The organism is Pseudomonas sp. JV245A (assembly GCF_032424515.1).
Classification (GTDB): Bacteria; Pseudomonadota; Gammaproteobacteria; order Pseudomonadales; family Pseudomonadaceae; genus Aquipseudomonas; species Aquipseudomonas protegens.
This window is the reverse complement of sequence record NZ_VYKE01000002.1, coordinates 1-25,661: the sequence shown is the minus strand read 5'-3', so window position 1 is coordinate 25,661 and position 25,661 is coordinate 1. Positions and strand designations below refer to the sequence as shown.

Below are 25,661 nucleotides of genomic sequence, written 5' to 3'. Positions count from 1 at the left end.
TGCACAAGCCCTTGAAACTGCTGGTTTTTTGATCAACTGGCGCAACGCCGCGCTGGCTCTGGGCCAGGGCCTGGTCTCTACAGGTTATCCACAGGCACATGCACGGTTTACTGGGATAACCCTCACAAGGGCTCAGGGCTCGCTGCGCAGGACCAATTCCACCATCAAGTCGTCCGCCAGGGTTTCCAGGCGCGCCTGCAGCACTTCCAGGGACAGGGTCAGCGGCACCGCAAGGATCGCCTCGGCGTGGAACAGCGGCTCGCTGCTCATGGGCGCTGGGCGCACCTCGGTCACCAAGCGCTCCAGGTTCACCCCCTGCTCGGCCAGCAGCCGGGTGATGTCGCGCACGATTCCCGGGCGGTCGTTGCCCACCAGTTCCATGGCGATGGGTTTCCAGGTGCAGGACTGCTCCACGCCGCTTTCGGCGATCAACACGCGAATGCCCTGGGCCGACAAGCCTTGCAGGGCATCCACCAGTTCATCGTAGGCTTCGGCCGGCACTGCCACCCGCAGGATCCCGGCGAACTGCCCGGCCATGCGTGACAGGCGGCTTTCCAGCCAGTTGCCGCCATGCTCGGCGATGCACTGGGCAATGCGCTCGACCTGGCCGGCCTTGTCCGGGGCGAATACCGTGAGAACGAGATGGTCCATGGCGCAGCCCTCTTTGAGCAATGAAAGATCCAGTATAGGCAGCCTCATTCTCCGCGCCTTCCAGCCCATAGCAGCAGCTTGTGCAGGAGCTGGCTTGCCGGCGAATGCGCCCGCAAGGCCGACGCAAACCCCGAAGGCCCATTCGCCGGCAAGCCGGCTCCTACGAGGGTGCGCAAGGCAAAACACAAATCGTGTACAACTTTTTGTATTTATATGGAACAATCCACCGGCTTTTTGAGAACATCGCATTCCCCTGCGTGACCGCACTGCACTTTAAAGTCGCGGAACGACGCTTTTAGTCTAATTTTCACAACCGCAGTTCATCATGTAGTATGCCGCAGCGCGCACTACATAACGTTGGAACGATGTCCGCCAAGGCCTGATCGCAACCCCCGCAACAGCCCGTCAGCAAGGCTCCGCCGTTGATTGGAAGGACCCAGCCGCCAGCGATGGCATGTACTGGAGAACAGGGTTGTGCTTTAAATGGCCGCCGGCTTCATTGTTAATTTGAAGAGCTGAAAAGCGAAATAGCTGAGCAGAGTGAGGCAAGCAATGACTGAGCACGTTCAAGTCGGTGGCCTGCAGGTCGCCAGAGTCCTGTTCGACTTCGTGAACAACGAAGCCATTCCCGGTACCGGCCTCACCGCCGACTCGTTCTGGGCCGGTGCAGACAAGGTCATTCACGACCTGGCGCCGAAGAACAAAGCCCTACTCGCCAAACGCGATGATTTCCAGGCACGTATCGATGCCTGGCACCAGTCCCGTGCCGGCCAGGCGCATGACGCTGTGGCTTATAAAGCCTTCTTGCAAGACATCGGTTACCTGCTGCCAGAAGCGGCGGATTTCCAGGCCACGACGCAAAACGTCGATGAAGAGATCGCCCACATGGCCGGCCCGCAGCTGGTGGTGCCGGTGATGAATGCGCGCTTCGCCCTCAACGCTTCCAACGCTCGCTGGGGCTCGCTGTACGACGCCCTGTACGGCACCGATGCCATCAGCGAAGCCGATGGTGCGGAAAAAGGCAAAGGCTACAACAAGGTCCGCGGCGACAAGGTCATCGCCTTCGCCCGCGCCTTCCTCGATGAATCCGCGCCGCTGACTGCCGGCTCCCACGTGGACTCGGTGAGCTACAAGATCGTCGGCGGCAAGCTGGTGGTCGGCCTCAAGGGTGGCAGCAACAGCGGCCTGCGCAACGACGCGCAACTGATCGGCTACCAGGGCGACGCTGCGGCCCCTACCGCGATCCTGCTCAAGCACAACGGCCTGCACTTCGAGATCCAGATCGACGCCACAAGCCCGGTCGGCCAGACCGACGCCGCCGGGGTCAAGGACCTGCTGATGGAAGCGGCCCTGACCACCATCATGGACTGCGAAGACTCGGTCGCCGCAGTGGATGCCGACGACAAGGTGGTGATCTACCGCAACTGGCTCGGCCTGATGAAAGGCGACCTGGCGGAAGAAGTTTCCAAGGGTGGCAAGTCCTTCACCCGCACCATGAACGCCGACCGCGAATACACCGGGGTCAATGGCGAGCCGGTGAAACTGCACGGTCGTTCGCTGCTGTTCGTGCGCAACGTCGGCCACCTGATGACCATCGATGCGATCCTCGACAAGGATGGCAACGAAGTGCCGGAAGGCATCCTCGACGGCCTGGTCACCAGCCTGGCGTCGATCCACAACCTCAACGGCAACACGTCGCGCAAGAACAGCCGCACCGGCTCGATGTACATCGTCAAGCCGAAGATGCACGGCCCTGAAGAAGCGGCGTTCACCAACGAGCTGTTCGGCCGCATCGAAGAGGTGCTGAACCTGCCGCGCAACACCCTGAAAGTCGGGATCATGGACGAGGAGCGCCGCACCACGGTCAACCTCAAGGCCTGCATCAAGGCGGCCAGCGAGCGCGTGGTGTTCATCAACACCGGCTTCCTCGACCGTACCGGCGACGAAATCCACACCTCCATGGAAGCCGGCGCCATGGTGCGCAAGGCCGACATGAAGGCCGAGAAATGGATCGGCGCCTACGAGAACTGGAACGTCGATATCGGCCTGAGCACCGGCCTGCAAGGTCGCGCGCAAATCGGCAAGGGCATGTGGGCGATGCCGGACCTGATGGCAGCGATGCTCGAACAGAAAATCGCTCACCCACTGGCCGGTGCCAACACTGCCTGGGTTCCATCCCCGACCGCCGCTGCGCTGCACGCGCTGCACTATCACAAGGTCGACGTATTCGCCCGCCAGGCCGAACTGGCCAAGCGTGCCCGCGCCTCGGTGGATGACATCCTGACCATCCCGCTGGCGGTCAACCCGAGCTGGACGCCAGAGCAGATCAAGAACGAACTGGACAACAACGCCCAGGGCATTCTCGGTTACGTGGTGCGCTGGATCGACCAGGGCGTGGGCTGTTCGAAAGTGCCGGACATCAATGACGTCGGCCTGATGGAAGACCGCGCCACCCTGCGTATCTCCAGCCAGCACATCGCCAACTGGCTGCGCCACGGCGTGGTCACCCAGGAGCAGGTGCTGGAAAGCCTCAAGCGCATGGCTCCGGTGGTTGACCGGCAGAACGCCAGCGACCCGCTGTACCGCCCCCTGGCACCGGACTTCGACAGCAACATCGCCTTCCAGGCCGCCCTGGAACTGGTGATCGAAGGCACCAAGCAGCCAAACGGCTACACCGAGCCGGTCCTGCACCGCCGGCGTCGCGAGTTCAAGGCCAAGAACGGTCTGTAAGCCCGCGTAACCAGCAGTAATTAAAAAAGCCCCGGTCGCAAGGCCGGGGCTTTTTTCGCCTGCGTGGCAAGGGATCGGCTAGAGCACCACGCCCAGCTCGTGCTTGACCAGGGCCAGCAGCTTGGTGGTGTCGATCGGCTTGAGCAGGAAGTCCACCACGCTCAGGTGCATGGCGGCGATGGCATCGCGGACATCGGCGTCGCCGGAAATGATGATGATCGGCAGCGCCGCCCGCTCCGACTCACGCACCTGGCGGATCAGGTCCAGGCCATTGCAGGGCGCCATGCGCAGATCGGTGATCAACAGGCCGATGGATTTATTCGATTCAAGCAACTCAAGTGCGGCCTTGCCACTGGCCGCCGTGATGCAACGGATGCCATCCAGGCCAAGAATCTCCGCAAGCAGCTCCCGTGCATCCTTGTCGTCATCGGCGATCAGCACCCGCTGGGGCGGCAGATCCGGTTCCAGCATGACCGCACTCAGGGCCTCGCGCTCGGCGTCACTCAAAATATCGTGGTCGGGCATACATTTCTCTACATGAACAGATCAATCCCCTAGCACAGTGGTCAGACATCGCTAAGCAGGCCTCCAATGTGCACTTCGTCGGAAAAATTGCCAAGAGTCTTGATCAGAGCTTTTTCGCATTGATTGCCGACGCTTCAAAGCCAAATGTCCGGCCCCTAGGGCGCTACCTAGACTTACGTCCAATGGGCACCCCAGACGTTGCAGCCGACCATGCCGTGATCCGACCACAACAAATCCAAAAAGACTGCGGTAATCGTTATGAGTAAAGCGGACGCCTTCACCCAGGCCGGGAAGACCGCGGTGTTGCAGAACATCCAGGGGACCGTGCAGTTCCTGCAACGGTTCCCGCCGTTCAACCAGATGGAGCAGCTGCATCTGGCCTACCTGGTAGAACAATGCCAACTGCGCTTCTACGGCCCCGGCGACAGCATCATCAAGCCGGCCGACGGCCCGGTTGAGCACTTCTATATCGTCAAGCAGGGCCGCGTGGTGGGCGAACGCACACACGCCGCCAAGGGCAGCACCGAGACCACCTTCGAAATCACTTCCGGCGAGTGTTTCCCCCTGGCCGCGCTGCTGGGTGAGCGCGCGACCCGCACCGAGCATCGCGCCGCCGAAGATACGTTCTGCCTGCAACTGAACAAGGGCGCTTTCATCAAGCTGTTCGCCCTGTCCGCGGAGTTTCGCGACTTCGCCCTGCGTGGAGTCAGCAGCCTGCTGGACCAGGTCAACCAGCAAGTCAAACAGAAAGCCGTGGAAACCCTCGGCACCCAGTATTCGCTGAACACCCGCCTGGGCGAGCTGGCCATGCGTCATCCGGTGGCCTGTTCACCGCAGACGCCGCTGCGCGAAGCCGTGGCGCTGATGCATGAGCAGCAGGTAGGCAGCATCGTCGTGGTGGACGAACGCAAGGCCCCGCTGGGGATCTTCACCCTGCGCGACTTGCGCCAGGTGGTGGCCGACGGCACCCAGGACCTCAACCAGCCCATCGAACAGCACATGACCCAGGCGCCGTTCTTCCTCAGCCCGGACCACAGCGCCTTCGACGCCGCCATCGCCATGACCGAGCGGCATATCGCACATGTCTGCCTGGTGAAAGAACAGCGCCTGTGCGGGGTGGTTTCCGAGCGCGATCTGTTTTCCCTGCAGCGGGTCGACCTGGTGCACCTGGCGCGGACCATCCGCAACGCGCCCCGGGTCGAACACCTGGTGGCGCTGCGGGGCGAGATCGGCCAGTTGGTGGAGCGCATGCTGGCCCACGGCGCCTCCTCGACCCAGATCACCCATATCATCACCCTGCTCAACGATCACACCGTGTGCCGGGTCATCGAGCTGACCCTGGCCGACAAGGGCGACCCCGGCGTGCCTTTCAGCTGGCTGTGCTTTGGCAGTGAAGGCCGACGCGAACAGACCCTGCACACCGACCAGGACAACGGCATCCTGTTCGAGGCCCGGGACGCGGCCCACGCGGCAGAAATCCGCGGCAAGCTGCTACCCATCGCCCAGCAGATCAACCAGAGCCTGGCCATGTGCGGTTTCACCCTGTGCAAGGGCAACATCATGGCCGGCAACCCCGAGCTGTGCCTGTCCCGTGCTGAATGGGCCCGGCGCTTCGCGGCCTTCATCCGTGAGGCCACCCCGGAAAACCTGCTGGGTTCGAGCATCTATTTCGACCTGCGGGTGGTCTGGGGCGATGAACAGAGCGCCGAACAACTGCGTCGGGGCATCCTCGACCAGGTGGCGGACAACCGTCTGTTCCAACGCATGATGGCGGAAAACGCCCTGCGCCAGCGCCCGCCCGTGGGGCGTTTTCGCGAGTTCGTGCTGGCCAGGAAAAATGGCGAAAAGGCCACCCTGGACCTCAAGGTCCAGGGCCTCACCCCCTTCGTCGACGGTGCCCGGTTGCTGGCCCTGGCCAACGGCATCGGCGCGATCAATACCCTGGAGCGCCTGCGCCAGCTGGTGTCCAAACAAGTGATCGAGCCCCTGGACGGCGCCGCCTATGAAGAGGCCTATCACTTCATCCAGCAGACCCGCATGCAGCAGCACCAGCGCCAGACCCGGGAGAACCAGCCCTATTCCAACCGGGTCGACCCGGACAGCCTGAACCACCTGGACCGGCGCATCCTGCGTGAATCCCTGCGCCAGGCCCAGCGCCTGCAAAGCAGCCTGGCCTTGCGGTACCAGCTATGAGCCTGTTTGCCTGGTTCCGCCCCGCAGTCAGCCTGCTGAGTGCCGAGCAGCAACAGCGTCGCGATCGGCTACCGGCCTTCACCGAGCTGAATGAAAGCAGCCTGCGAGAGCAGCGCTGGGTAGTGGTGGACGTGGAAACCACCGGCCTCAACCTCAACCGCGACCAGGTGCTGTCCATTGGCGCGGTGGTGATCGAAGACGGTGCCATCGACTTCAGCCAGCAGTTCGAGCGCACCCTGCAACGCCAGGGCCACAAGCTCAGCCCCAGCGTACTGATCCACGGCCTGGGGCCCAGCGCCATCGCCGCCGGCTGTGATCCGGTGGAGGCCCTGCTGGATTTCATGGAGTTCGTCGGCGACAGCCCGCTGCTGGCCTTTCATGCCCCGTTCGACCAGCACATGCTCGGCCGGGCGCTGAAGGACAGCCTGGGCTACCGCCTGCAACACAGCTTCCTCGATGTAGCGGACATGGCGCCGTTGCTGTGCCCCCAGGCCCAGATCCGCGAAGCCGGGCTGGACGACTGGGTGCGCTGGTTCAACCTGCAAGTGGTGGAGCGCCATAACGCGGCGGCCGATGCCCTGGCCACCGCGGAGCTGGCGCTGATCCTGTTCAACCGCGCCCGCCAGCAGCAGATCCACAGCCCGCTGAACCTGCAACAGCGCCTGGGCCAGTGGAAACGCCGGCAGCAGGCACCTTCGTTCTGAGCCACCGCACTGTGGCGAAGGAGCTTGCTCCCGCTCGGCCGCGCCGCGGCCGTAGAACCTGAGTCCTGGATCTAACAGATACAACGCCTTGGGCGTGCTGCGCACGCCAACGGGAGCCAGTTCCCTCGACACAACTGGTTCCTTGTCTTGGGCACCCGCCCTCTTCAGCCACAAGGCAGCCGACCAGCGTCAATTGCGCCACTGTTTCGCCTCTGCCACAATCGCGAATAATTCTCGTTAGTTTAAACTTCTCGATTGGTGAGTTCCGTTGTCGTCAGTCCAAAGCCCTCACAATGAGCTGGTTGGTGCGTTGTATCGCGACCATCGTGGTTGGCTGTTGGCCTGGCTACGGCGCAACGTTGCCTGCAGCCAGCGGGCCGAGGACCTGAGCCAGGACACCTTCGTGCGCCTGCTGGGCCGCGACGAACTCAAGGCGCCCCGGGAGCCGCGGGCGTTTCTGCTGGCCATCGCCAAGGGCCTGCTGTTCGACTATTTCCGGCGCGCCGCGCTGGAACAGGCATACCTCAGCGAACTGATGCTGATCCCCGAAGGCGAACAACCGTCGCCCGAAGAACAGCAGATGATCCTCGAAGACCTCAAGGCCATCGACCGCCTGCTGGGCAAGCTCTCCAGCAAGGCGCGCATGGCCTTCCTCTATAACCGCCTCGACGGCCTGAGCCACGCCGAGATCGCCGAACGCCTGGGGGTCTCGGTGCCAAGGGTGCGCCAATACCTGGCCCAGGGCATCCGCCAGTGCTACATCGCCCTGTACGGGGAGCCGCTATGACCCCCATGAGTTCCAAGCCGGTGTCGGCCCAGGTGCTGGATGCCGCCATCGCCTGGCAGCTGTCGCTGGATGGCGGCGCCAGTGCCGTGGAGCGCGAAGAGTTTGCCAAGTGGCACGCTGCCCATGAAGAACACGCCCGCGCCTGGCGCCAGCTGGGCATGCTCGACCAGCGCTTTGGCGTGGCCACCGGCCCGGCCCGCAACGCCTTGCTGCAATCGCGCGAAGGCTTGCGCCGGCGGGTACGCAAGCTGGGTCGCGGGGTCGCCAGCGTCGTGCTGTTCGGCGCCCTGGCGCTGTTTGCCGGAGAACGCTACCTGCCGATGGACTACTGGCTGGCAGACCAGCGCACCGCCACCGGCGAGCAGCGCACCCTGCGCCTGGCCGACGGCACGGTGATCAACCTCAATACCCACAGTGCGCTGGATGTGCGCTTCGACGAGAAGCAGCGGCGGATCGTGCTTCAGGAAGGCGAGATCCTGATCGAGACCGGGCACAACGACAGCCGGCCGTTCATCGTCGAAACCCGCGACGGCCGTATGCGCGCCCTGGGCACGCGGTTCCTGGTCAAGCGCGAGGACCAGGGCACCCGCCTCGGGGTGCTGCAATCGGCGGTGGCGGCGCGGCCGCAAGCCGGTCAGGACGAGCACGTGTTCAAGGAAGGCCAGCAAGTGCTGATGCGCCGCGATGGCCTCGGCCCGCTGCAGGCCCTGAACCTGGGGGCCGACGCCTGGACCCGGGGCATGCTGGTGGTGGACAACGCCCGGCTCGGTGACCTGATCGATGAGCTGGGCCGTTACCGCCGTGGTCACCTGGGCGTCGCACCGGAACTGGCCGACCTGCGGATCACCGGCAGTTTCCCGTTGCAGGACACGGACCTCGCGCTCAATGCCCTGCTGCCGACCCTGCCGGTGAAGATCGAACGGCACACCCCCTGGTGGGTGACGGTGGTGGCCAAGGCCGACGCCAAGCACTGAGGTCGGTGTCGCAGCCTTCACCGGCAAGCTGGCTCCTGCACCGATCCCGTAGGAGCTGGCTTGCCGGCGAATTAGCCTCAATCAGTCTAAATCTAAATTATTTTCAATCCGCCCCTATCACTTTTCCAATCTCGTCCGGCACCTAGGCAATTGCGAAACATTTCCATTCAGGAGCCGCCGTATGTCCCGCCCGCTAGACACCCTGTTGCGCCCCAGTCTCTTGGCCGTTGCCATCGCCCTCTGCGTCCCCCTGGCCAGCCCGGCGCTGATGGCCGCCGAACAGTCCACCAACGTGCGCGCCTACAACCTGCCGGCCGCACCGCTGGCCAGCACCCTGAACCAGATCGCCAGCCAGGCCGGCCTGGCCCTGAGCCTGAATCCGTCCCTGGCGGCGGGCAAGACTTCGGCCCCGGTCAAGGGCCAGTTCGATGCGCCGGGCGCCCTGCGTGAGGCCCTGCGTGGCACCGGCCTGCAACTGGAGCACAGCAGCGCCGGCACCTACAGCCTGGTGGCGACACCGGAAGGCGTGGTGGCCTTGCCGCAAACCAATATCAGCGGCCAGAGCAGCTATGAAACGGCGTGGGGTCCAGTCGAGGGTTACATGGCCAAGCGCACTGCCGTCGGCACCAAGACCGATACCGAACTGCGTGAAGTGCCTCGCTCCATCTCCGTCGCTACCCGTGAGCAGATGAGCGACCGTGCGGTACAGAACCTCGACGATGCCGTGCGCTACATGCCCGGCGTCACCGCCAGCAGCTACGGCAGCGACAGCCGCGCCGAGTGGCTGAAGGTGCGGGGCTTCGAACCCACCCAGTTCCTCGATGGCCTGCCCCTGCCAAAGGGCACCTACACCATGCCCAAGCTGGAAACCTGGGACCTGGAGCGTGTAGCCCTGCTCCGCGGCCCAGCGTCTTCGGTCTACGGCCAGACACCACCCGGGGGCTTGCTGGACATGGTCAGCCGCCGCCCGGAAGACAGCAGCAGCCACGAAGTGCAACTGCAGATCGGCAGTTACCAGCGCAAGCAGATCAGCTTCGACAGCACCGGCCCCATCGATGACGAAGGGCGTTTCCTGTATCGCGTCAGCGGCGTGGTCCGCGACAGCAACACCGCCATCGAGCACAACCAGGACAAGCGTTACAACCTGGCCCCCAGCCTGACCTGGAACATTGACGAAGACACCAAGCTGACCTTCCTCAGCCAGTTCAATCGTGACGATACCGGCATCACCAGCCAGTTCCTGCCGTTGCAGGGCACCAAACTGGCGAGCCCGGCGGGCGAGATCAAGTACCACAAGAACCTTGGCGATCCGAGCTGGGAATACTACGACAAGACCTACTACGCACTGGGTTACGCCTTCGAGCACCGCCTGGATGACGTCTGGCAGTTCCGCCAGAACCTGCGCTACACCAAGAGCGATCTGTCGTTCCAGGGCATTACCGCCGGTGGCAGCTACTGGCCCAACAAGCCCGACCAGGCGGTGAGTGCCGACGGCACCGTGCGCCGTGGCGCCAACATCGTCAACGAGGACATCAGCCAGTTCGCCGTGGACAACAACTTCCAGGCCGACTTCGACACCGGCGAGCTCAAGCACACCCTGTTGCTGGGCCTGGACTACCAGCGCGTCAACACCAACTACAAGTGGCTGTACGGTGAAGCGCCAACCAGCAACATCATCAACCCGGTCTACGGTCAGGATTTCAGCAAAGTCGCCTACTTTGCCTACAACGACTACAACCAGAAGCGCCAGGGCACCGGCCTCTACGTCCAGGACCAGATGGCCCTGGACAACTGGCGCCTGACCCTGGGCGGGCGCCAGGACTGGCTGCACACCGAATCCCGGTTCTACAACATCGCCAACAAGCCCCACGATGAGCGCAACGACCAGGCCTTCACCGGCAACGCGGCCCTCAGCTACGTCTTCGATTCCGGCTTCACCCCTTACATCTCCTACGCCGAATCCTTCCAGGCCGAACCCGGCGGCAACGCCAAGGGCCAGGCCTTCGAGCCCAGCACCGGCAAGCAATACGAACTGGGCCTCAAGTACCAGCCTCCTGGCAGCGACATGCTGTTCACTGCCGCGGTGTACGACCTGACCCGGCAGAACATCGTCCTTACCGACAGCCTGGGTGTCAGCCGGCCCCTGGGGGAAGCCAAGGTCCGTGGTTTCGAGCTGGAAGCGGTGGGCAACGTCAATGAGAACCTCAAGCTGACGGCGGCCTATACCTATGCCAACAGCAAGATGACCAAGGTCGGCGACCCTCAGGACAAGAACCGCCCATTGCCATTGACCCCGGAAAACCAGGCCTCGATCTGGGCCGACTACACCTGGCACAACGGCTTGCTGGACGGCTTCGGCGTAGGCTTCGGCGCCCGCTATATCGGCGAGACCAACAACGTGCCGGCAGGCAACCTGGCCTATGTCGCGCGCAAATCCGACGGCGATACCGCGTCCTACACCGTGTATGACGCCGCGGTGCACTACGATCTCGGCCGCCTGGACAGCTCGCTCAAGGGCGCCAGCGTGGCCCTCAACGCCAACAACGTGTTCGACAAGGAATACATGTCGACCTGCGACGGCACCTACTGCTACTACGGCGACCGCCGCAACGTCATGGCCAGCGTGAATTACAAATTCTAAGAAGGGAAAACCCTCGCCGAAGGGCCGCCTGAACCGCGGCCCTTTTGCCATTGGAGCCTCGATGAAAAGCAAGACAATCCGCCGCTGGTCCTTTATCCACACCTGGACCAGCCTGATCTGCACGGTGTTCCTGCTGATGCTGGCGCTCACTGGCCTGCCGCTGATCTTCCACCACGAGATCGACCACCTGCTGGGCGATTCCCCCGAACTGCGGGAGATGCCTGCCGACACCCCGCACCTGGACCTGCAACAGCTGGTCAAGGCCGCCGAGGCTCATCGCCCGGGTGAGGTCATGCAGTACTTCGGCTGGGACGAGGACGAACCCAATGGCGTGATGACCATCATGGCCAGGACCGCCGGCACCGAGCCCAACGCCTCCCACACCTTCATGCTCGACGCCCGCACCGGCGAGGCCGTGGCCATGCCCTCGGCCAATGGCGGGTTGATGATGGTCATGCTGCGCCTGCATGTGGACATGTTCGCCGGGCTGCCGGGCAAGCTGCTGCTGGCCTTCATGGGCATCCTCTTCGTGCTGGCGATCATCTCCGGCACGGTGCTCTACCTGCCGTTCATGCGCCGCCTGAAGTTCGCCACGGTGCGCCAGGACAAGTCCAGCCGCCTGCGCTGGCTCGACCTGCACAACCTGATCGGCGTGGTAACCCTGACCTGGGCCCTGGTGGTGGGCGTTACCGGCGTGATCAGCGCTTGTGCCGACCTGATCATCGCCGCCTGGCGCAACGACAGCCTCAGCGCCATGGTCGCGCCCTACCGCGACGCGCCGCCACTGACCTCACTGGCGCCGGCCAGCCGCCTGCTGGATATCGCCAGGGAAGCCGCCCCGGGCATGCAGCCGGACTTCATCGCCTTCCCCGGCACACGCTTTTCCAGCGAGCATCACTACGCGGTGTTCCTCAAGGGCAGCAGCCACCTGACTTCGCACCTGCTGACCCCGGTGCTGATCGACGCCAGTAGCCTGCAGGTCACCGCCGTGGCCGGGCGGCCCTGGTACATGGACGCCATGGGCATGTCCCAGCCGCTGCATTTCGGCGACTACGGCGGCATGCCGATGAAGGTGCTGTGGGCGGCGATGGACGTGCTGACCATCATTGTCCTGGGCAGCGGCCTGTACCTGTGGCTAGCCCGCCGGCGAGCCGGCAAGTCGATGCCGCAGGTGCGCCCATGAAACCCCGGCAATCGAACTTCTGGAAGGTCTTCGCCGCGCCCCTGGGCATTGGCCTGCTCTGCGCCGCCGGGTTGTTCGCGGCGCTACTGGGAGACGGGGCCTGGGACAGCCTGAGCTGGCTGGGCCTGGGCCTACCGACGCTGATCGCCCTGCGCGGCCTGTTGCGGCGCAAGCCGGCGGCCTGAACCTGGCGCCGGGAAACCACGCCACAGGTACATCGAGAGCCCGAGGCCGATCAGCATCACCGGGATGAACAGGCGATTTTCCAGCAGCGCCTCGATGGCCACCAGCACGCTGAACAACGCCAGCCCCAGCAGCGGCACATAGCTGGCCGCCAGGCTCCAGCGCCAGGGCTGGGTCACCGGGTCGGGCCCGCGCCAGGCCAGCAGTGCGCAGCCCAGGCCCGGCAGGGCCAGTGCCGGCAGGGCCCAGTACCAGGCCATGTAGGCGAACGCCATGACCAGCTCCGGCTCCCCTTCACCCTTGCGGCGGAACTCGTATTGCAAGGCCAGATACACCGCCAGCGCGCCCAACAGAGTCAGGGCCAGGCTGTACAACCCGTGTAGAAGATAGGACCTGCGCACTCATCACTCCTCGTCTGTATCGCCAATCGCCCCTGTGGCCAATGCCACAGGCTGCGCTAAGATCCCCGGGCTGCGAGACTTCCACCCGCGAGGAATATTCATGTCCACCCCAAGCATGACGCTGTTCCACAACCCGGCATCACCTTACGTACGCAAAGTCATGGTGCTGCTGCATGAAACCGGGCAGTTGAACCGGGTCGCCCTGCAAGCCAGCCAGTTGAGCCCGGTAGCTCCGGACGCCGCGCTGAACCAGGACAACCCCCTGGGCAAGATCCCCGCCCTGCGCCTGGACAACGGCCAGGTGCTGTACGACAGCCGGGTAATCCTCGACTACCTGGACCAGCAGCACGTCGGCAACCCGCTGATCCCCCGGGACGGCTCGGCCCGCTGGCGGCGCCTGACGCTCGCGGCCCTGGCCGACGGGATCATGGACGCCTCGGTACTGGTGCGCTACGAGCTGGCCCTGCGTGCCCCGGAAAAACACTGGGAACAGTGGCTCGACGGCCAGCGCGACAAGATCCGCCGAGCCCTGGCGGTTCTCGAAGCCGAAGCGATTGCCGAACTGGCCAGCCACTTCGATATTGCCGCCATCAGCGTTGCCTGCGCCCTGGGCTACCTGGATTTCCGCCACCCCGACCTGGAATGGCGCCAGGACCATCCCCAGCTGGCCGCCTGGTACTTCGAGATCAGCCAGCGCCCGTCGATGCTGGCGACCCGGCCGCCGGTCTAATCGGTCAGGCGATCGGGCCTCTTCGTCGGCAAGCCGGCTCCTGCAGCACGGGGCATGGCTTGCTGGCGTACCAGCCACCAGGCATCGAGCGGAAACAACTGGCCGATGCGCTGCGCCAGATGCTCCCGCTGGCGCTGATCCTCACGCAAACCCAATGACCTACTCATGGACGGCCTCCAGATCGAATTGCAAAGGCTGCGCTGCCTTGCGCTGGCCAATGCCATACCAGTCCAGCTTGCGGGTCAGCACCATGAACACGCCCAACAGCCCGAACAGCAGCAGCGAGCCCATCAGCAGCGCGTAATCCTCGGCGCTGAGCAGGCCATAGAGCAGGCCGTACAAGGCCGCCAGCGCGATCGCGAACAGCGCGCCGTTACGCCAGCTGTGCAGCACATGGCTGACATAGAAGCCGATCAGCCCCACACAGGCTGCCGCCGACACGCCATAGGCCAGCGCAAAGCCCAGGTGCTCCGATAGCGACAGCAGCAACAGGTAGAAGAACGCCAGGGCCACGCCCACCAACCCGTACTGGATCGGGTGCACCGACAGGCTCTTGAGCACCTCGAAGAGAAAGAAGCCGGCGAAGGTCAGGCCGATGAACAGCAAGGCGTACTTGATGGCCCGGTCGCTCTTCAGGTACTGGTCCACCGGGTCGATGAAACTCACGCCGAAGCTGCGGCCGTTGAAGTCCTGGCATTGCGTGCCGAATGCGCAACGCTCCATGGCCTGTTCCAGGTTGGTGGAGAAGAACGAGGTCTGCCAGATGGCTGAAAAGCCCTGCTCGGTCACTTCACGCTGCACCGGCAGGTAGTTGCCGATAAAGCTCGGGTGCGGCCAGTTGGCCGTCAGCAGGACTTTGCTGGTCTTGCCCACCGGCAGCACCTGCAACTGGCCGGTGCCCTGCAGGCGCAGGTCGAAGGCGAAATCCAGGCGGGTGTTCTTTTTCAGGTCCAGGGGCGGCAGCAGCACATGCACGCCTTCATCCAGCCAACTGACAAAGGTGCCCGGGGCGAAGTCCAGGGTCTGGCCGTTGAGTTGCAATTGCAGGGCGTTCTCGATGCCGCGGATATCGCTGATGCCCACCGCCAGGAAGGGCTGGTCGAACTGGTAGTCGGCAAAATCTTCCTTGATCCCGTATTGCTCGGGAACGGCGAAATGGCCGCTGATGTGATTGTCGGCGTGGAACAGCCGAGCCTCGTAGATGCCCCGGGCACGCAGCTCGGTCTGGGCCTTGCCGTCCAGCTCGAAGTGTTCCGGCAGGAAGAACATGCGCCCTTGCTCCTCGCCGATGTCCTGATAGCGCTTCTTGGTCTTTTCGTCGGTCTTCCAGGTGCGCACGGTCTTGCGGTAATCCACCACCATCACCGGGCCGCGGATCTGCTGCTGGGTGCTGGAGCTGCGGGCAATATCGTCGAGCACGCCGTCGCGCAGGCTCTGGCGCTCGCTGATCAGGCCGCTGATCATCAGCAGCGGTATCAGCAACAGCAGGATCAACAGGCCAATGGCCCCGAGTTTGAAGGTCAGGTTGCGGTTCATGAGGCTCTCCCGGTTCGAATGGAGGAGAGTCTGGAACGCGGCTATGGGGGTTTTATGGAAGCAATGTGGAGAGTCTGTGGAGAATCCCCGCTCAGGGTAGGCGCAAGGTCACCTGCACCCCGCCCGGAACGTTGTCGATACGCATCTGGCCGCCATGCAACTGCACCACTTCCTCGACGAAGTTCAGCCCCAGGCCGGTGCTCTTGCGTCCGCTGTCCGGGCGCGGCAGGGAATAGAACCGCTCGCACAGGCGCGGCAGGGCATAGTCCGGAATCGGCTCGCCCTGGTTGAACAGCACCAGCTCCACGCCCTCCTCCACAGGTTGCGCGCTGCAACGCAACAGGCCGCCCACGGGGCTGAAGTCCAGGGCATTGGTCAGCAGGTTGCCCAGGGCCTGGCGCAGCAGGAACGGCTCGCCGGACCAGGCCAGGTCCGCTGGCACCTGAAGTTCCACCTGCAGTTGCTTGCCTTCGATACGCCCGTGCTGGCTGTTCAGCAGCTCCTTGCACAACGGCGCCAGGGGCACATTCACCTGCTCTTCCAGGCCCTGGCGCTGCTCCACCTGCGCCAGGTTCAGCAGGCGCTCGATCAACTGCTGCATGCGCGCGCTTTCGCTGTCGATATTGCCGACGAAACGCTGGCGCTGTTCCAGGGGCATTTCGCCCTGCAGCAGCTCCGCCGCCCCGCGAATCGCCGCCAGGGGGCTTTTCAGTTCGTGGGTCAGGGTATGCACGTAGCGCTCGACGTAGGCCTTGCCTTCGAGCTGGGTGCGCATGTGTTCCACCGCCGTGGCCAACTGCTCCATTTCACCGCCGCGATAGTGCGGCAACTCGGCCCGGCGCCCTTCGCTGACCGCCAGGGCATAGGCGGTCATGCGCCGCAGCGCGGCGCTCAGCCACCAGGACAGCAAGGCACCGAACAGCAGGCCCATGGCGATCAGCCCGGCGCCGTACCACAGCAGGCGCCGCTCGGTGCGGTCGACATAGGGCTGCAGGGAACTGTTGGGCTTGGCCACAGTGACCACGCCGATGATCTGGCCGTTGTCGCGGATCGGCGCACCCACGTGCATCACCGAGGAATTGGGATCGTCGGCCAGCGAGCGCGACGAGCGCGCGCCGTACTGGCCGCGCAGGGTCAGGTACACGTCGTTCCAGCGCGAATAGTCCTGGCCCACCGCCAGGCCGCTGGAATCCAGGACCACGATGCCCTTGGCGTCGGTCACGTAGATGCGGTGGTTGACCTGATTCTTCGGCAGGCCCCAGATGGTCGCCGCCGGTTGCCGCTCGCCATAGGCACGCAACAGCTGCGGCCAGCGGTTCTCGCTGAGGGTGCCGGCCTTGAAGTCATCCCGCAGGATCTCCGCCAGCAGGTTGGCGGTGTCCACCAGGGTTTCCTCGGTGGACTGGCGGACCCCGGGGCGGATCTCCTTCATCACCGTGCTCAGCACGAAATAGCCGGTCAGGCTGATGAACAGCAAATAGACCAGGAAGATCCGCAGCCCCAAGGTCATCAGGCGTGGCTCGGGCTGTAGCTGTAGCCCAGGCCGCGATGGGTCTGGATCGGTTCGGCCTGGGCCGCCACCAGGCGCAGCTTGGCCCGCAGGCTTTTGATATGGCTGTCGATGTTGCGCTCATAGCCCACATCCGCCATTACCCCCAGGGCGTCCAGCAACTGCTCGCGGCTGAACACCCGCTCGGGCTGTTCCAGCAGGCATTGCAGCAGGCGGAACTCATGCCGGGTCAGGCTCAGGGGCTGGCCACGGTAACTGATCTGCACCCGCTCAGGGTCAATCACGAACAACGCCGCGACCGCCTCGGGAGCCACCCGCGGGACCATGCGCTTGAGGATCGCCTTGACCCGCGCCGCCACTTCCCGCGGGCTGAAGGGCTTGACCACATAATCGTCGGCACCGATTTCCAGGCCCACCACCCGGTCGATCTCGCCGTCCCGGGCACTGAGGAACATCACCGGCACCTCGCTGAAGCGCCGCAGTTGCTTGCAGGTTTCGAAGCCGCTGATATCCGGCAGGCCGATGTCGAGGATGATCAGGTCCGCCGGGCTCGCCTGTTGATGCTCCAGGGCCGCACGGCCCAGGCTCAGCCAGGTGGTAGTGAAGCCTTCGCCTTGCAGGGCAAAGATCAGGGTGTCGGCAATCGCCGCTTCGTCTTCGACAATCAGGATATGGGGCATGGCATCCAAGCACGCAAATTCAGTGGGCGAACGGTGCCGGATGCCTGGTAAGTCGTCAATCAGCAGTCGGGTTTATCGGCGGTATAACGCCGCGCCGGGTTTACCGCCGCACCGAATTCGCGCAGGGCCTTGGCGCCAATCAGCAGCGGGTAGTTGAAGCTGCTGCGGTCGGTGAGGTTGACCTCCACCGTGCGCTTGACGTTGCCCAGGCACATTTCCAGTTCCACCACCGGGCGCTTGGCCGCCTGCGGCTCTTCCCGGTCATCGTCCTCGTCGGAACGGCTCTTGATCTTGCTGATGCGCGCCACCTTGTGTTCGTAGACCTTGCTGCCAGCGTCCTTGGTGGCCAGGCGGAAGCGCACCCAGTCCTCGCCATCGCGGGTGAAGGTCTGGATATCCTTGGCCGACAGCGAAGCGGTCAGGGCCCCGGTGTCCATCTTGGCTTGCAGGGTTTCGCCGATTTCCGGCAGGCGGATGTATTCGTAACGGCCATACAGGGTCGGCTCGGCAGCCATCACCGGCAGCGCCAACAGAGACACAAGAGCAAGGACAGATTTCACGACGGTGGATTCCTTGAAGAAAGTGGGCAGCGGGATTTTAGACCGCTGCCAACGAATTGGTTCTACCCGAGCCCCGTAGGAGTCGGCTTGCCGGCGAAAGGGCCCCGATAGACACCCCAGCCAATTGCCACCCACCCTACCCGCCCCCAGGTGAAACATTCGTCAGCACACTAGAATTTGGCCTGCCCGCCGAAGCTGCTTATCATGGCGCGCCCAAAAGATTGCAAAGAGTGCCTTATGCGCCGCCTGCTCACCGGCTGTTTCGTCACCCTGCTCCTGCTGCTCAACACCCTGGTGCTGTTCGGCCCGTTGATGGTGTTCGCCCTGCTCAAGCTGGTCCTGCCCGGGCGCCTGCGTGACTACGCCTCGGCCGCGGTGATGTGGATCGCCGAGACCTGGGCCGAGATCGACAAGCTGATCTTCGCCCTGTGCATCCCCACCCGCTGGGACATACGCGGCGGCGAGGGCCTGCGGGTCGACACCTCCTACCTGGTGGTGAGCAACCACCAATCCTGGGTCGACATCCCGGCCCTGATCCAGACCCTCAACCGGCGCACGCCGTTCTTCAAGTTCTTCCTCAAGAAGGAACTGATCTGGGTGCCGTTCCTGGGGCTGGCCTGGTGGGCCCTGGACTACCCCTTCATGAAGCGCTACAGCAAGGCCTTCCTGGCCAAGCACCCGGAACTGCAAGGCAAGGACCTGGAAATCACCAAGGCTGCCTGCGAGCTGTTCAAGCGCCAGCCGGTGACCGTGGTCAACTACCTGGAGGGCACCCGCTTCACCCCGGCCAAGCGCCAGCAGCAGGGCTCGCCCTTCCAGCACCTGCTCAAGCCCAAGGCTGGCGGCGTGGCCTTTGTCCTCGCGGCCATGGGCGAACAGCTGGACGCCATGCTGGATGTCACCGTGGTCTATCCCCAGGAACGCATTCCCGGTTTCTGGGACCTGATCTGCGGCAGCGTGCCCAAGGTGATCATCGACATCCGCACCCGCGAACTGGACCCCGCGCTGTGGCAGGGCGATTACGAAAACGACCCGGCGTTCCGCCAGCAGGTGCAGGACTGGGTCAACCGGCTGTGGACCGACAAGGACCAGCGCATCAGCGAGTTGCTGGGCGAAAGCCGCTGATCAATCGCTGATCACGTGGGGCAGGAAGCGGCTGCTGTCCTTGGTGATCGGCGAGTTGTCCTCACGAATGCCGATACCCGCCGGCTGGTCCCCGATCACCCAACTGCCGATCACCGTGTGGTTGCCAGCAAACACCGGCAAGGGGTGGAACTGCTGGCGGATGCAGGGCCCGCCGCCGTAGGGCCCGGCCTCGATCAAATGCTCGCCGCCTTCGGTGCAGATTTCCACATTGGCGCCCTCTCGGGAAAAGAACGGCTTGCGCACCCACCCCGGGCCCAGGCTGGCGGCGGGGTCGTCGTCGATAAACGCCGGCAGCAGGTTCGGGTGCCCCGCATGCCGTTCCCAGAGCAGGGCCAGCGCGCCCTTGTTGGAGAGAATGGCTTTCCACGGCGGCTCGACAAACTGCGTGCGGCTGCCGGCAATGGCCGGGCCAAAGGCTTCGTTGAACAGGTGCTCCCAGGGGTAGAGCTTGAACAGGCTGTCGATGGGGGTGCCCAGCAGGTCGACGAAACGCCCGCCGGCATTCAGACCGATGTCCTCGATGTCGAGCAACCGCGTCCCCAGGCCAGCCTGACGGGCAATGTCGCGCAGGTATTCGACCGTGCCGCGGTCTTCGAGCGAATCCCTGACCGAGGCAAAGTGCATCGGCGACTTGAAGCCGCCCTGGACGAAGGCCTGGAGCAGCTTGTCCTCGATGCTGTTGAACTGGTCGCAGCCGGCCGGCAATTGCCCGCGCTGCATCTGCTGTTCGAGCCAGACGTACTGGAAGAAGCTCGCCTCGTACAGCGAGGTCGGCGTGTCGTAGTTGGTTTCCAGGAGCTTGGCCGGGCCGGTGCCGTCGTAGCACAGGTCCATGCGCCCATAGAGGTGGGGGTCGCCCTGCTTCCATGACTGGCGGATCAACTCATGAAAGGCCGCAGGGATAGCCAGGCGCTCCAGCAGTTCCTCGCTGTCCACCACCTCGGCCACCAGGGCCATGCACAGCTCGTGCAGTTCCTGGGTCGGGTCTTCCAGGTCGTCCTCGATCTGCCGCAGGCTGAAGCGGTAGTAGGCCGACTCGTCCCAGTAAGGCTCACCGTCGAAGGTGTGGAAGGCAAAACCCAGTTGCTCCGCCGTGGCTTGCCAGTCCGCACGCGGGGTGCTGGGGATGCGCTTCAAGAACCGAAGCTCCAACTGCTGCGGCTGGAGGAACCGAAGCCGCTGCGGCTGACCACTTCATGGGCGCCGGCCAGCGGGTTGCCGGCGCTGGTGAAGTGTTCCGGGCTGGATATCCCGAAGCGCCCGCCACTGGCGCCGGAGAAGGTCTTGCCGGCCTCCACCTGCTGGCTGAGGGTGCTCAGCTGGGTACCGCCACGACCATCGCGCTGCTTGTACAGGGCCTCGCTGAAATAGCGCGGTTCAGGGGTCGAATCCAGGCCGATCCAGCGCCAGAAGCGCGAGCCCGAGCTGGAGCCACCACCACCACCACCACCACCACCACCACCACCACTGGAGCTGGTCTGTTGTTCTTCTTCGGGCTTGTCCGGCACCGTGCGCTGGGAGGTCAGGGCAAAACCGCTGGAAATCGGTACATAGGCTCGGTTATCGCGCGAGACCATGCAGTTGGCGGTGACGAAATCCTCCTCGCAACGTTGCAGGTCCAGGTAACGCGGGGCCACACGCTCCCCACGCTCGCGGGCGTCATCGCGGGCGGCCTGGCAAATGGCGGACGGAATCTGTGCCCGTTCGCATTCGCTGACGCTGCTGAAATTCTGGGTCTGGCGCACTTCCCGGGTCGCCTGGGGCTGGCCGTCACAGGCGGCCAGGGCAAACGGCACGCTGCCCAGCAACACCAGGCGCACGCTCTTGCTGCGTTTCATGGCCGCGCCCTCAGACCGAAGGGGTCATGCAGGCCGCGTTCAGCAGGCCGACACCGACAGAAACCGATGCCACCAGGATGGCCGCCGCGTACTCCTGGCTGGCAATGCGCTGGGACAGGCCCTTGAGGGTCAGGCTGACCACAAAGAACGCCAGCAGCTGCACCACCGCGGCGATGCCGGCCCAGAGCAGGAAGTCGATGATCGAGATTGAATGGGAAATAGCGCTGGCCACCGGAATGGCAAAACCCAGCAAGGCACCGGACAGGGCGATGGAGGCCGCGCTGTTGCCCTCGCGGATCAGGGCGAATTCGTTATAGGGGGTCAGGCGCGTATAGATGAACGCATAGAGGGCAAAGACCAGGGCCGCGCCCAGCATGTAGAGCATGAAACCGAGCACCGCATCGGCGGGCAGAGACATCTTCAGTGCATCCATGAACATCGCGTTCGAACTTCCTTGGAAAACGGGGCGCGAGATATAGCACAGGCCCGATTCGACGAAAACTCCAGGAGAGGTCAAGATGAGTGTTTCAACATTCAGGAAAAGCCCCGACGCGCCCGGCGTCGGGGCTGCAGGGCATTACTTGGCCACGCCCCAGATGCCGCTCAGGCTTTGCAGCAGAGAACCGCCGACGCCCTGCTGGCCCAGGTACTGCAGGATCAGCGGGGCAAACTGGCCGATCATGCCGCTGTCCATGCCCAGGGCGCCAAAGGCGTTGTTCAGGTCATTGGTGTCCTTGACGTTGCCCAGGGCGCTGTCCAGGCCGGCGGTTTTACCGGAAGACTGACCGAGCAGCCCGCCCAAGGCGCCCAGACTGCCCAGGGCGTTGCTGCCCGAGAGCTGGTCCAGGCCCGGTACGCTTTTGCTCAGTTGCGAATAGTCCGAACTGCTCAGTTGATTCTTCGCCAGGCCGAGCATGGCGCCGGTGCCGCCGACGGCTTGCTCGGGGGTGACATTGAGTTGCGACAGGGTGCCCAGCAGACCGGCGGTCTGGGAGGTCGGTGCGGCGGATGTGGCCTTGTCGCCGCCCTGCATGCCGGCAATGGCATTGGCCGCATCGTTCAGGCTGAAACCGCCGGCCAAAGCCGAACCGGCTGCCAGGGTCATCAGGGTAGCCAGGGCGAAACCGCGTGGAATATTCATCGAAACAACCTCATGGGGCGAGAAACCACCCGGATTCGGGCGGCGGGAAAACAGTGTTTTGACTGAGGCCAACGGCGAATGTTCCGACACCCGCCCTGCCGTCCGGCGGCTGCATCCAGGCCCGTTGCTGCTGCGTATATCGTCCATAAGTGCCAACCCCAGCCCCCCGGCGCGAGGCAGCAAGACGTGAATGGAACAACCGACCCTCCTGGACTAATCTTTGGCTGCGTCAATCAGCGCCTGTCGTTGCCCCTTGCCCCAGTTCCTGCCAGGAGAACCGCCATCTCGAGCCTCGACACCGATCAGCTGCGACACCTGCTGGCCCAGTGTTCACTGGGAGATCGCCGGGCCTTCGAAACCCTCTATCGCAGTGTTGCGCCCCGCCTGCACGGCGTTGCCCTGCGCTTCATGGGCCGCCGCGATCTGGCCGAGGAAGTGCTGCAGGAAAGCTTCGTGCGCATCTGGAACAACGCCGTACGCTACCAGCCGCACCTGTCCGCCCCCCTGACCTGGATGATCAACATCACCCGCAACCAGGCCATCGACCAGTTGCGCAAACACCGCGAACGGCCCCTGGGCGAACTCGAAGAGCAACAGCTGGAGGATCAAAGCCCTTCGGCCCACGAACAACTGGACAGCGCCCGCTCCGCCGTGGCCCTGAACCGCTGCCTGGAAAGCCTTGACGGCATGCAACGCCAATCCATCACCGTGGCCTACTTCCAAGGCCTGTCCTGCTCGGAGCTGGCCGAACACCTGGCGGCGCCCCTGGGCTCGGTGAAATCCTGGATTCGCCGGGGCATGGAACGCCTGCGCCGGTGCCTTGAATCATGAACTATCAAACCCCTGAACGCCGCCGCGCCTTGGCCGCCGACTACGCCATCGGCCTGATGCAGGGCGCCGCGCGCCGCCGCTTCGAAATGCTCCTGCTGGACGACGCGGCCCTGCGCGAAGAACTGGCGCAGTGGCAGGAAAGCCTCGCCCCCCTGACCGACGCCTTGCCGGAAGAGGTGGTGCCCGAACGAGTCTGGGAGGGTATCCAGGCGCGCATCGAGCCTCAGGTCCTGCATGTACCGAAAAAGAATCCACTGTGGATGCGCCTGCGCTTGGCGATTGCCGCCTGCGCGGTCGTGGCGACTCTGTACATCGGCTTTATCCAGCAAAGCGATCAGGTGCGCTACAGCGCCACCCTGCTCAGCGCCGACCAGCAACCGGCGCTGCGGATCAAGGCCCACGCCCAGTACCTGCAAGTCGAACCCTTGACCCTGGCCACCGTCGGCCTGGACCGCAGCCTGGAACTCTGGGCGATCCCTGCCGACGGCAAACCGATTTCCCTCGGCGTGGTGCCGGTGGGCGGCCAAGGCAAGATCAACCTGAGCCCGGCCCAACGCGAACTGCTGGGCACCCCGATAGCCCTGGCCGTGAGCCTGGAACCCCACGGCGGCTCACCCACCGGCCAACCCACCGGGCCGGTGCTGTACCAGGGACAACTTACAGTGCTGTAACCGGCACCCGCTGGCGTAGGAGCGGGCTTGCCCGCGAACGCCCTCAAGGTAAACTCCGCGCCCAGGCCCCCACCCACGCCTTTGCAGACAGCCCCCCTGCCTGCCATGGAAGACCCCGCGCCACCTGGCGCCATCAACCGAACGGACTCTTATGAGAGCTGCGCTATACAGCTGCATCCTGCTGGCCCTGGCAACGGCCCTGTTCCTCTGGCGAATCGGCACCCCGGTCGATAGCAGCCAATGCGCCGACACGCCCCCGGGCCCCCTGACCGGCTTCATCCGCCAGCACTTCAGCGATCGCCAGGGAGCCGACTGGCGCGACGACGGCAGTGCCTTGGGCATTCTTGGCGTTGCCGAGGCCCAGGCGTTCGCCCGCCAACCCGAGCGTTACTACTGCGAAGCCCTGAACCTGCTGCAGGACCCACAGCGAACCCAGACCGAAAAGGTGCATACCACGGCCCTGATGCTGTCCCTGCCCCTCGACTACTACCTGGACCTCATGGACCGCAGCCACCAGCTGTACCAGCGCGGGGCCATGGACCGCCCCGTCCTGACCCTGGTGCTGATACCAAGAGGCACGGCGCTGAACTACTGGTGGCTGCCCCAGTGGCGCTCGCGCTTCCAGCGGGATGCGCCAGGCATCCTGGCCGAGACCGACATAAAGGAAATCCTGAGTGGCGAACACTGGTTCGACTACCCGGGTAGAGGCTATTGATCAGGCTTGATTGGCGGGCAACACAAACCCGCCAATAGGCGGGTTTGTGCAATCTGCATGAGGTTATCTGAACAATTCGGCATGGCTGCCCAGATCGACAAAGGTCACAAGACCGGCTCGGGCCACGTCATAAATCAGCAGAAAATCGCCACCGATATGACACTCTCTGAAACCGTCCCACTCCCCTTTCAACGCATGATCGAGGTACTGGGCCGGTAGTGGCTCCCCCAGGAACAGCAGCACCATGACCTTGCGCACTTCGTGCATATCACGACGCCCTGCACGCCGATAGCGCTCCCAGGACTTTTTAAACTCCGGCGTTTGTGCGCATTGCCTGGGCAGGTCAGCGCGCTTGGGGTTCCTCTCCGGCTTCGCCATCAGCATCCCTCAACATGTCGTCAATCGAGTCGTACTGACGACGAATCTCACGCGCCTGCGCCATGGCACGAGCGGTTTTCTCTGATGGGACACGCACTTCGAAAGGCAGTCCCTGCACGGCCACAACCTGACGCAGGAACAGGCGCATGGCCTCACTGAGGCTCAGCCCGCAGGCTTCCAGCACAGCAGTAGCACTCACCTTCAAGTCCTCGTCTATGCGGCAACGCACATCAGTGGTTTTCAGTAATGCAGCCAAGGTATCACCTCTATTGGTTATTTGTAGCTACATTGTCGCTACGTTTTTCCATTCTGCGAGGTCGACTCTTTGCGGTCAACCGATTTCAGTGGACCGGCCTCGTGGACAGCGCCTCGTGCACGTTCAGCGACGCCACAGCGGACGAAACCTTCTGCAAGACATCCACCACCCGACGCCTTGCCGCTCCTGCGCCAGCGGCTTATAGTCCGCCGGTCGCCGAGATGGCGACCGGGTTTGGCGACCCGTCAGATACAAGGCGTACACGGTTTCCGCGCTCAGTGGAAAACGTGAGCGCAAGCGCATCCGTTGCTTTATGGCAGCTGTGCGCGGGAGACCTTCGGGTCTGCCGGGTTCTTGTGTCTCCGGTTCGCCAACCTGCGTACAGCTGCCACCCAATGCTTGGCGACAGATGAGTGGCGGCATTCAGGAAGACGACACAGGAGTGTTATCGAATGAACCGTTACATGCCGATCACCGGCCACGACTGCAATATCCCCTCCCTACTGATCGACACTCAGGCGCCGCTGGATGTGCTCCATGAAGCCGCCGCCTTCCGTATCCGCGCCGTGACCCAGGTGCTGGAGCAACTGGCCTTGAGCGATGCCCTGGGCAAGGACCCGGTACTGGCCCAGGAGCTGGCCCAGCTCTGCGCCATTCCCCTGCGCGATGGCTGCGACCTGATGGATGTGCTGGGACG

28 protein-coding genes are annotated in these 25,661 nt (G+C 64.0%); 14 read left to right on the top strand and 14 right to left on the bottom strand.

Annotation, left to right across the window (positions count from 1 at the left end; translation table 11 throughout):
* Positions 1-132: 132 nt before the first annotated feature.
* The gene (locus F6S12_RS01080; protein ID WP_011063874.1) at positions 133-651 is read right to left on the bottom strand and encodes a glycine cleavage system protein R; all 519 of its coding nucleotides are present in this window, start codon (positions 649-651) and stop codon (positions 133-135) included.
* Positions 652-1,203: 552 nt separating this feature from the next.
* On the opposite strand from F6S12_RS01080, the gene F6S12_RS01075 reads away from it, so the two are divergent.
* Complete coding sequence (locus tag F6S12_RS01075; RefSeq protein ID WP_011063875.1) at positions 1,204-3,381, top strand: malate synthase G; 2,178 nt, start codon at positions 1,204-1,206, stop codon at positions 3,379-3,381.
* A 78-nt stretch (positions 3,382-3,459) separates the two neighbouring features.
* On the opposite strand, the gene F6S12_RS01070 is transcribed toward F6S12_RS01075, so the two are convergent.
* Positions 3,460-3,906 carry a response regulator gene (locus F6S12_RS01070; RefSeq protein WP_015637278.1) on the bottom strand — a complete coding sequence of 149 codons (447 nt, stop codon included), beginning with the start codon at positions 3,904-3,906 and terminating at the stop codon, positions 3,460-3,462.
* Between the two features lie 258 nt (positions 3,907-4,164).
* Between F6S12_RS01070 and F6S12_RS01065 the strand changes: the two genes are divergently transcribed.
* The 7 genes from F6S12_RS01065 (at position 4,165) to F6S12_RS01035 (ending at position 12,573) form a co-directional block, all read left to right on the top strand.
* The gene (locus tag F6S12_RS01065; protein ID WP_015637279.1) at positions 4,165-6,099 is read left to right on the top strand and encodes a putative nucleotidyltransferase substrate binding domain-containing protein; all 1,935 of its coding nucleotides are present in this window, start codon (positions 4,165-4,167) and stop codon (positions 6,097-6,099) included.
* Positions 6,096-6,803 carry a PolC-type DNA polymerase III gene (locus F6S12_RS01060; RefSeq protein ID WP_011063878.1) on the top strand — a complete coding sequence of 236 codons (708 nt, stop codon included), beginning with the start codon at positions 6,096-6,098 and terminating at the stop codon, positions 6,801-6,803. The genes F6S12_RS01065 and F6S12_RS01060 overlap by 4 nt, the downstream gene beginning before the upstream one ends.
* A 268-nt stretch (positions 6,804-7,071) precedes the next feature.
* Positions 7,072-7,590, top strand: a complete 519-nt coding sequence (locus F6S12_RS01055) for an RNA polymerase sigma factor (protein ID WP_053154253.1) — start codon at positions 7,072-7,074, stop codon at positions 7,588-7,590.
* Positions 7,587-8,564 (top strand): FecR domain-containing protein, encoded by a 978-nt coding sequence (locus tag F6S12_RS01050; protein ID WP_053154256.1) that lies wholly within the window; start codon positions 7,587-7,589, stop codon positions 8,562-8,564. Before F6S12_RS01055 ends, F6S12_RS01050 begins: the two co-directional genes overlap by 4 nt.
* Before the next feature lie 181 nt (positions 8,565-8,745).
* Positions 8,746-11,205, top strand: coding sequence for a TonB-dependent siderophore receptor (locus tag F6S12_RS01045; protein ID WP_194237771.1), 2,460 nt, complete (start codon positions 8,746-8,748; stop codon positions 11,203-11,205).
* Between the two features lie 61 nt (positions 11,206-11,266).
* Entirely contained in the window at positions 11,267-12,388 is a 1,122-nt protein-coding gene (locus F6S12_RS01040; protein WP_053154262.1) for a PepSY-associated TM helix domain-containing protein, read from the top strand.
* The gene (locus F6S12_RS01035) at positions 12,385-12,573 is read left to right on the top strand and encodes a hypothetical protein (protein WP_011063883.1); all 189 of its coding nucleotides are present in this window, start codon (positions 12,385-12,387) and stop codon (positions 12,571-12,573) included. Before F6S12_RS01040 ends, F6S12_RS01035 begins: the two co-directional genes overlap by 4 nt.
* On the opposite strand, the gene F6S12_RS01030 is transcribed toward F6S12_RS01035, so the two are convergent.
* Positions 12,520-12,972, bottom strand: coding sequence for a hypothetical protein (locus F6S12_RS01030; protein ID WP_011063884.1), 453 nt, complete (start codon positions 12,970-12,972; stop codon positions 12,520-12,522). The genes F6S12_RS01035 and F6S12_RS01030 overlap by 54 nt on opposite strands.
* A 100-nt stretch (positions 12,973-13,072) precedes the next feature.
* Between F6S12_RS01030 and F6S12_RS01025 the strand changes: the two genes are divergently transcribed.
* Positions 13,073-13,702 (top strand): glutathione S-transferase, encoded by a 630-nt coding sequence (locus F6S12_RS01025; RefSeq protein WP_011063885.1) that lies wholly within the window; start codon positions 13,073-13,075, stop codon positions 13,700-13,702.
* On the opposite strand, the gene F6S12_RS01020 is transcribed toward F6S12_RS01025, so the two are convergent.
* The 5 genes from F6S12_RS01020 to F6S12_RS01000 all read right to left on the bottom strand — a co-directional run bounded on the left by F6S12_RS01020 (position 13,699) and on the right by F6S12_RS01000 (position 17,988).
* Positions 13,699-13,869 (bottom strand): hypothetical protein, encoded by a 171-nt coding sequence (locus F6S12_RS01020; protein ID WP_155246651.1) that lies wholly within the window; start codon positions 13,867-13,869, stop codon positions 13,699-13,701. The two genes, F6S12_RS01025 and F6S12_RS01020, sit on opposite strands and share 4 nt — an antisense overlap.
* Positions 13,862-15,238: a cell envelope integrity protein CreD gene (gene creD / locus F6S12_RS01015; protein ID WP_011063886.1), complete on the bottom strand. Its 1,377-nt coding sequence runs from the start codon at positions 15,236-15,238 to the stop codon at positions 13,862-13,864. The genes F6S12_RS01020 and creD overlap by 8 nt, the downstream gene beginning before the upstream one ends.
* Before the next feature lie 91 nt (positions 15,239-15,329).
* Entirely contained in the window at positions 15,330-16,748 is a 1,419-nt protein-coding gene (gene creC, locus F6S12_RS01010; RefSeq protein WP_258718048.1) for a two-component system sensor histidine kinase CreC, read from the bottom strand.
* On the bottom strand, positions 16,748-17,428 hold the full coding sequence (gene creB / locus F6S12_RS01005) for a two-component system response regulator CreB (RefSeq protein WP_011063888.1): 681 nt from the start codon (positions 17,426-17,428) through the stop codon (positions 16,748-16,750). The genes creC and creB overlap by 1 nt, the downstream gene beginning before the upstream one ends.
* Positions 17,429-17,487: 59 nt before the next feature.
* Positions 17,488-17,988: an ATP-dependent zinc protease gene (locus tag F6S12_RS01000; protein ID WP_011063889.1), complete on the bottom strand. Its 501-nt coding sequence runs from the start codon at positions 17,986-17,988 to the stop codon at positions 17,488-17,490.
* A 237-nt stretch (positions 17,989-18,225) separates the two neighbouring features.
* Between F6S12_RS01000 and F6S12_RS00995 the strand changes: the two genes are divergently transcribed.
* A complete protein-coding gene (locus F6S12_RS00995) occupies positions 18,226-19,113 on the top strand; it encodes an acyltransferase (RefSeq protein ID WP_011063890.1) in 888 nt (295 codons plus the stop codon).
* Here the strand turns inward: F6S12_RS00995 and F6S12_RS00990 are convergent, their stop codons facing one another.
* The 4 genes from F6S12_RS00990 to F6S12_RS00975 all read right to left on the bottom strand — a co-directional run bounded on the left by F6S12_RS00990 (position 19,114) and on the right by F6S12_RS00975 (position 22,113).
* The gene (locus F6S12_RS00990) at positions 19,114-20,271 is read right to left on the bottom strand and encodes a glutathionylspermidine synthase family protein (RefSeq protein WP_015637287.1); all 1,158 of its coding nucleotides are present in this window, start codon (positions 20,269-20,271) and stop codon (positions 19,114-19,116) included.
* Complete coding sequence (locus tag F6S12_RS00985; RefSeq protein ID WP_315868664.1) at positions 20,268-20,972, bottom strand: DUF1190 domain-containing protein; 705 nt, start codon at positions 20,970-20,972, stop codon at positions 20,268-20,270. The genes F6S12_RS00990 and F6S12_RS00985 overlap by 4 nt, the downstream gene beginning before the upstream one ends.
* A 10-nt stretch (positions 20,973-20,982) precedes the next feature.
* Positions 20,983-21,411 (bottom strand): DUF350 domain-containing protein, encoded by a 429-nt coding sequence (locus F6S12_RS00980; RefSeq protein WP_123431061.1) that lies wholly within the window; start codon positions 21,409-21,411, stop codon positions 20,983-20,985.
* Positions 21,412-21,549: 138 nt separating this feature from the next.
* The gene (locus F6S12_RS00975; protein WP_152686497.1) at positions 21,550-22,113 is read right to left on the bottom strand and encodes a DUF2780 domain-containing protein; all 564 of its coding nucleotides are present in this window, start codon (positions 22,111-22,113) and stop codon (positions 21,550-21,552) included.
* A gap of 186 nt (positions 22,114-22,299) precedes the next feature.
* Here F6S12_RS00975 and F6S12_RS00970 point away from each other — a divergent pair, with 186 nt between their 5' ends.
* The 3 genes from F6S12_RS00970 (at position 22,300) to F6S12_RS00960 (ending at position 24,330) form a co-directional block, all read left to right on the top strand.
* Entirely contained in the window at positions 22,300-22,944 is a 645-nt protein-coding gene (locus F6S12_RS00970) for a sigma-70 family RNA polymerase sigma factor (protein WP_077934891.1), read from the top strand.
* Positions 22,941-23,615, top strand: a complete 675-nt coding sequence (locus F6S12_RS00965; RefSeq protein WP_174395244.1) for an anti-sigma factor domain-containing protein — start codon at positions 22,941-22,943, stop codon at positions 23,613-23,615. Before F6S12_RS00970 ends, F6S12_RS00965 begins: the two co-directional genes overlap by 4 nt.
* Positions 23,616-23,766: 151 nt before the next feature.
* The gene (locus F6S12_RS00960; RefSeq protein WP_174395243.1) at positions 23,767-24,330 is read left to right on the top strand and encodes a hypothetical protein; all 564 of its coding nucleotides are present in this window, start codon (positions 23,767-23,769) and stop codon (positions 24,328-24,330) included.
* Positions 24,331-24,393: 63 nt separating this feature from the next.
* Here F6S12_RS00960 and F6S12_RS00955 read toward each other — a convergent pair whose 3' ends face one another.
* Together F6S12_RS00955 and F6S12_RS00950 are read right to left on the bottom strand one after the other, a co-directional pair.
* Entirely contained in the window at positions 24,394-24,708 is a 315-nt protein-coding gene (locus F6S12_RS00955) for a type II toxin-antitoxin system YafQ family toxin (protein WP_015637293.1), read from the bottom strand.
* Positions 24,674-24,964 (bottom strand): type II toxin-antitoxin system RelB/DinJ family antitoxin, encoded by a 291-nt coding sequence (locus tag F6S12_RS00950; protein WP_077934894.1) that lies wholly within the window; start codon positions 24,962-24,964, stop codon positions 24,674-24,676. Before F6S12_RS00950 ends, F6S12_RS00955 begins: the two co-directional genes overlap by 35 nt.
* Before the next feature lie 452 nt (positions 24,965-25,416).
* Between F6S12_RS00950 and F6S12_RS00945 the strand changes: the two genes are divergently transcribed.
* Positions 25,417-25,661, top strand: a 245-nt coding sequence (locus tag F6S12_RS00945; RefSeq protein ID WP_315868663.1) for a hypothetical protein, incomplete at its 3' end; no start/stop codon positions are given.

Coding starts and splice junctions, on each gene's coding strand:
- F6S12_RS01035 (WP_011063883.1), top strand. CDS start 12,385: ATGAAACCCCGGCAATCGAACTTCTGGAAGGTCTTCGCCGCGCCCCTG.
- F6S12_RS00975 (WP_152686497.1), bottom strand. CDS start 22,113: ATGAATATTCCACGCGGTTTCGCCCTGGCTACCCTGATGACCCTGGCA.
- F6S12_RS01045 (WP_194237771.1), top strand. CDS start 8,746: ATGTCCCGCCCGCTAGACACCCTGTTGCGCCCCAGTCTCTTGGCCGTT.
- F6S12_RS01080 (WP_011063874.1), bottom strand. CDS start 651: ATGGACCATCTCGTTCTCACGGTATTCGCCCCGGACAAGGCCGGCCAG.
- creB (WP_011063888.1), bottom strand. CDS start 17,428: ATGCCCCATATCCTGATTGTCGAAGACGAAGCGGCGATTGCCGACACC.
- creC (WP_258718048.1), bottom strand. CDS start 16,748: ATGACCTTGGGGCTGCGGATCTTCCTGGTCTATTTGCTGTTCATCAGC.
- F6S12_RS00980 (WP_123431061.1), bottom strand. CDS start 21,411: ATGTTCATGGATGCACTGAAGATGTCTCTGCCCGCCGATGCGGTGCTC.
- F6S12_RS00965 (WP_174395244.1), top strand. CDS start 22,941: ATGAACTATCAAACCCCTGAACGCCGCCGCGCCTTGGCCGCCGACTAC.
- F6S12_RS01065 (WP_015637279.1), top strand. CDS start 4,165: ATGAGTAAAGCGGACGCCTTCACCCAGGCCGGGAAGACCGCGGTGTTG.
- F6S12_RS00985 (WP_315868664.1), bottom strand. CDS start 20,972: ATGAAACGCAGCAAGAGCGTGCGCCTGGTGTTGCTGGGCAGCGTGCCG.
- F6S12_RS01025 (WP_011063885.1), top strand. CDS start 13,073: ATGTCCACCCCAAGCATGACGCTGTTCCACAACCCGGCATCACCTTAC.
- F6S12_RS01050 (WP_053154256.1), top strand. CDS start 7,587: ATGACCCCCATGAGTTCCAAGCCGGTGTCGGCCCAGGTGCTGGATGCC.
- F6S12_RS01040 (WP_053154262.1), top strand. CDS start 11,267: ATGAAAAGCAAGACAATCCGCCGCTGGTCCTTTATCCACACCTGGACC.
- F6S12_RS01075 (WP_011063875.1), top strand. CDS start 1,204: ATGACTGAGCACGTTCAAGTCGGTGGCCTGCAGGTCGCCAGAGTCCTG.
- F6S12_RS01060 (WP_011063878.1), top strand. CDS start 6,096: ATGAGCCTGTTTGCCTGGTTCCGCCCCGCAGTCAGCCTGCTGAGTGCC.
- F6S12_RS01070 (WP_015637278.1), bottom strand. CDS start 3,906: ATGCCCGACCACGATATTTTGAGTGACGCCGAGCGCGAGGCCCTGAGT.
- F6S12_RS00995 (WP_011063890.1), top strand. CDS start 18,226: ATGCGCCGCCTGCTCACCGGCTGTTTCGTCACCCTGCTCCTGCTGCTC.
- F6S12_RS00955 (WP_015637293.1), bottom strand. CDS start 24,708: ATGGCGAAGCCGGAGAGGAACCCCAAGCGCGCTGACCTGCCCAGGCAA.
- F6S12_RS00960 (WP_174395243.1), top strand. CDS start 23,767: ATGAGAGCTGCGCTATACAGCTGCATCCTGCTGGCCCTGGCAACGGCC.
- F6S12_RS01020 (WP_155246651.1), bottom strand. CDS start 13,869: ATGAGTAGGTCATTGGGTTTGCGTGAGGATCAGCGCCAGCGGGAGCAT.
- creD (WP_011063886.1), bottom strand. CDS start 15,238: ATGAACCGCAACCTGACCTTCAAACTCGGGGCCATTGGCCTGTTGATC.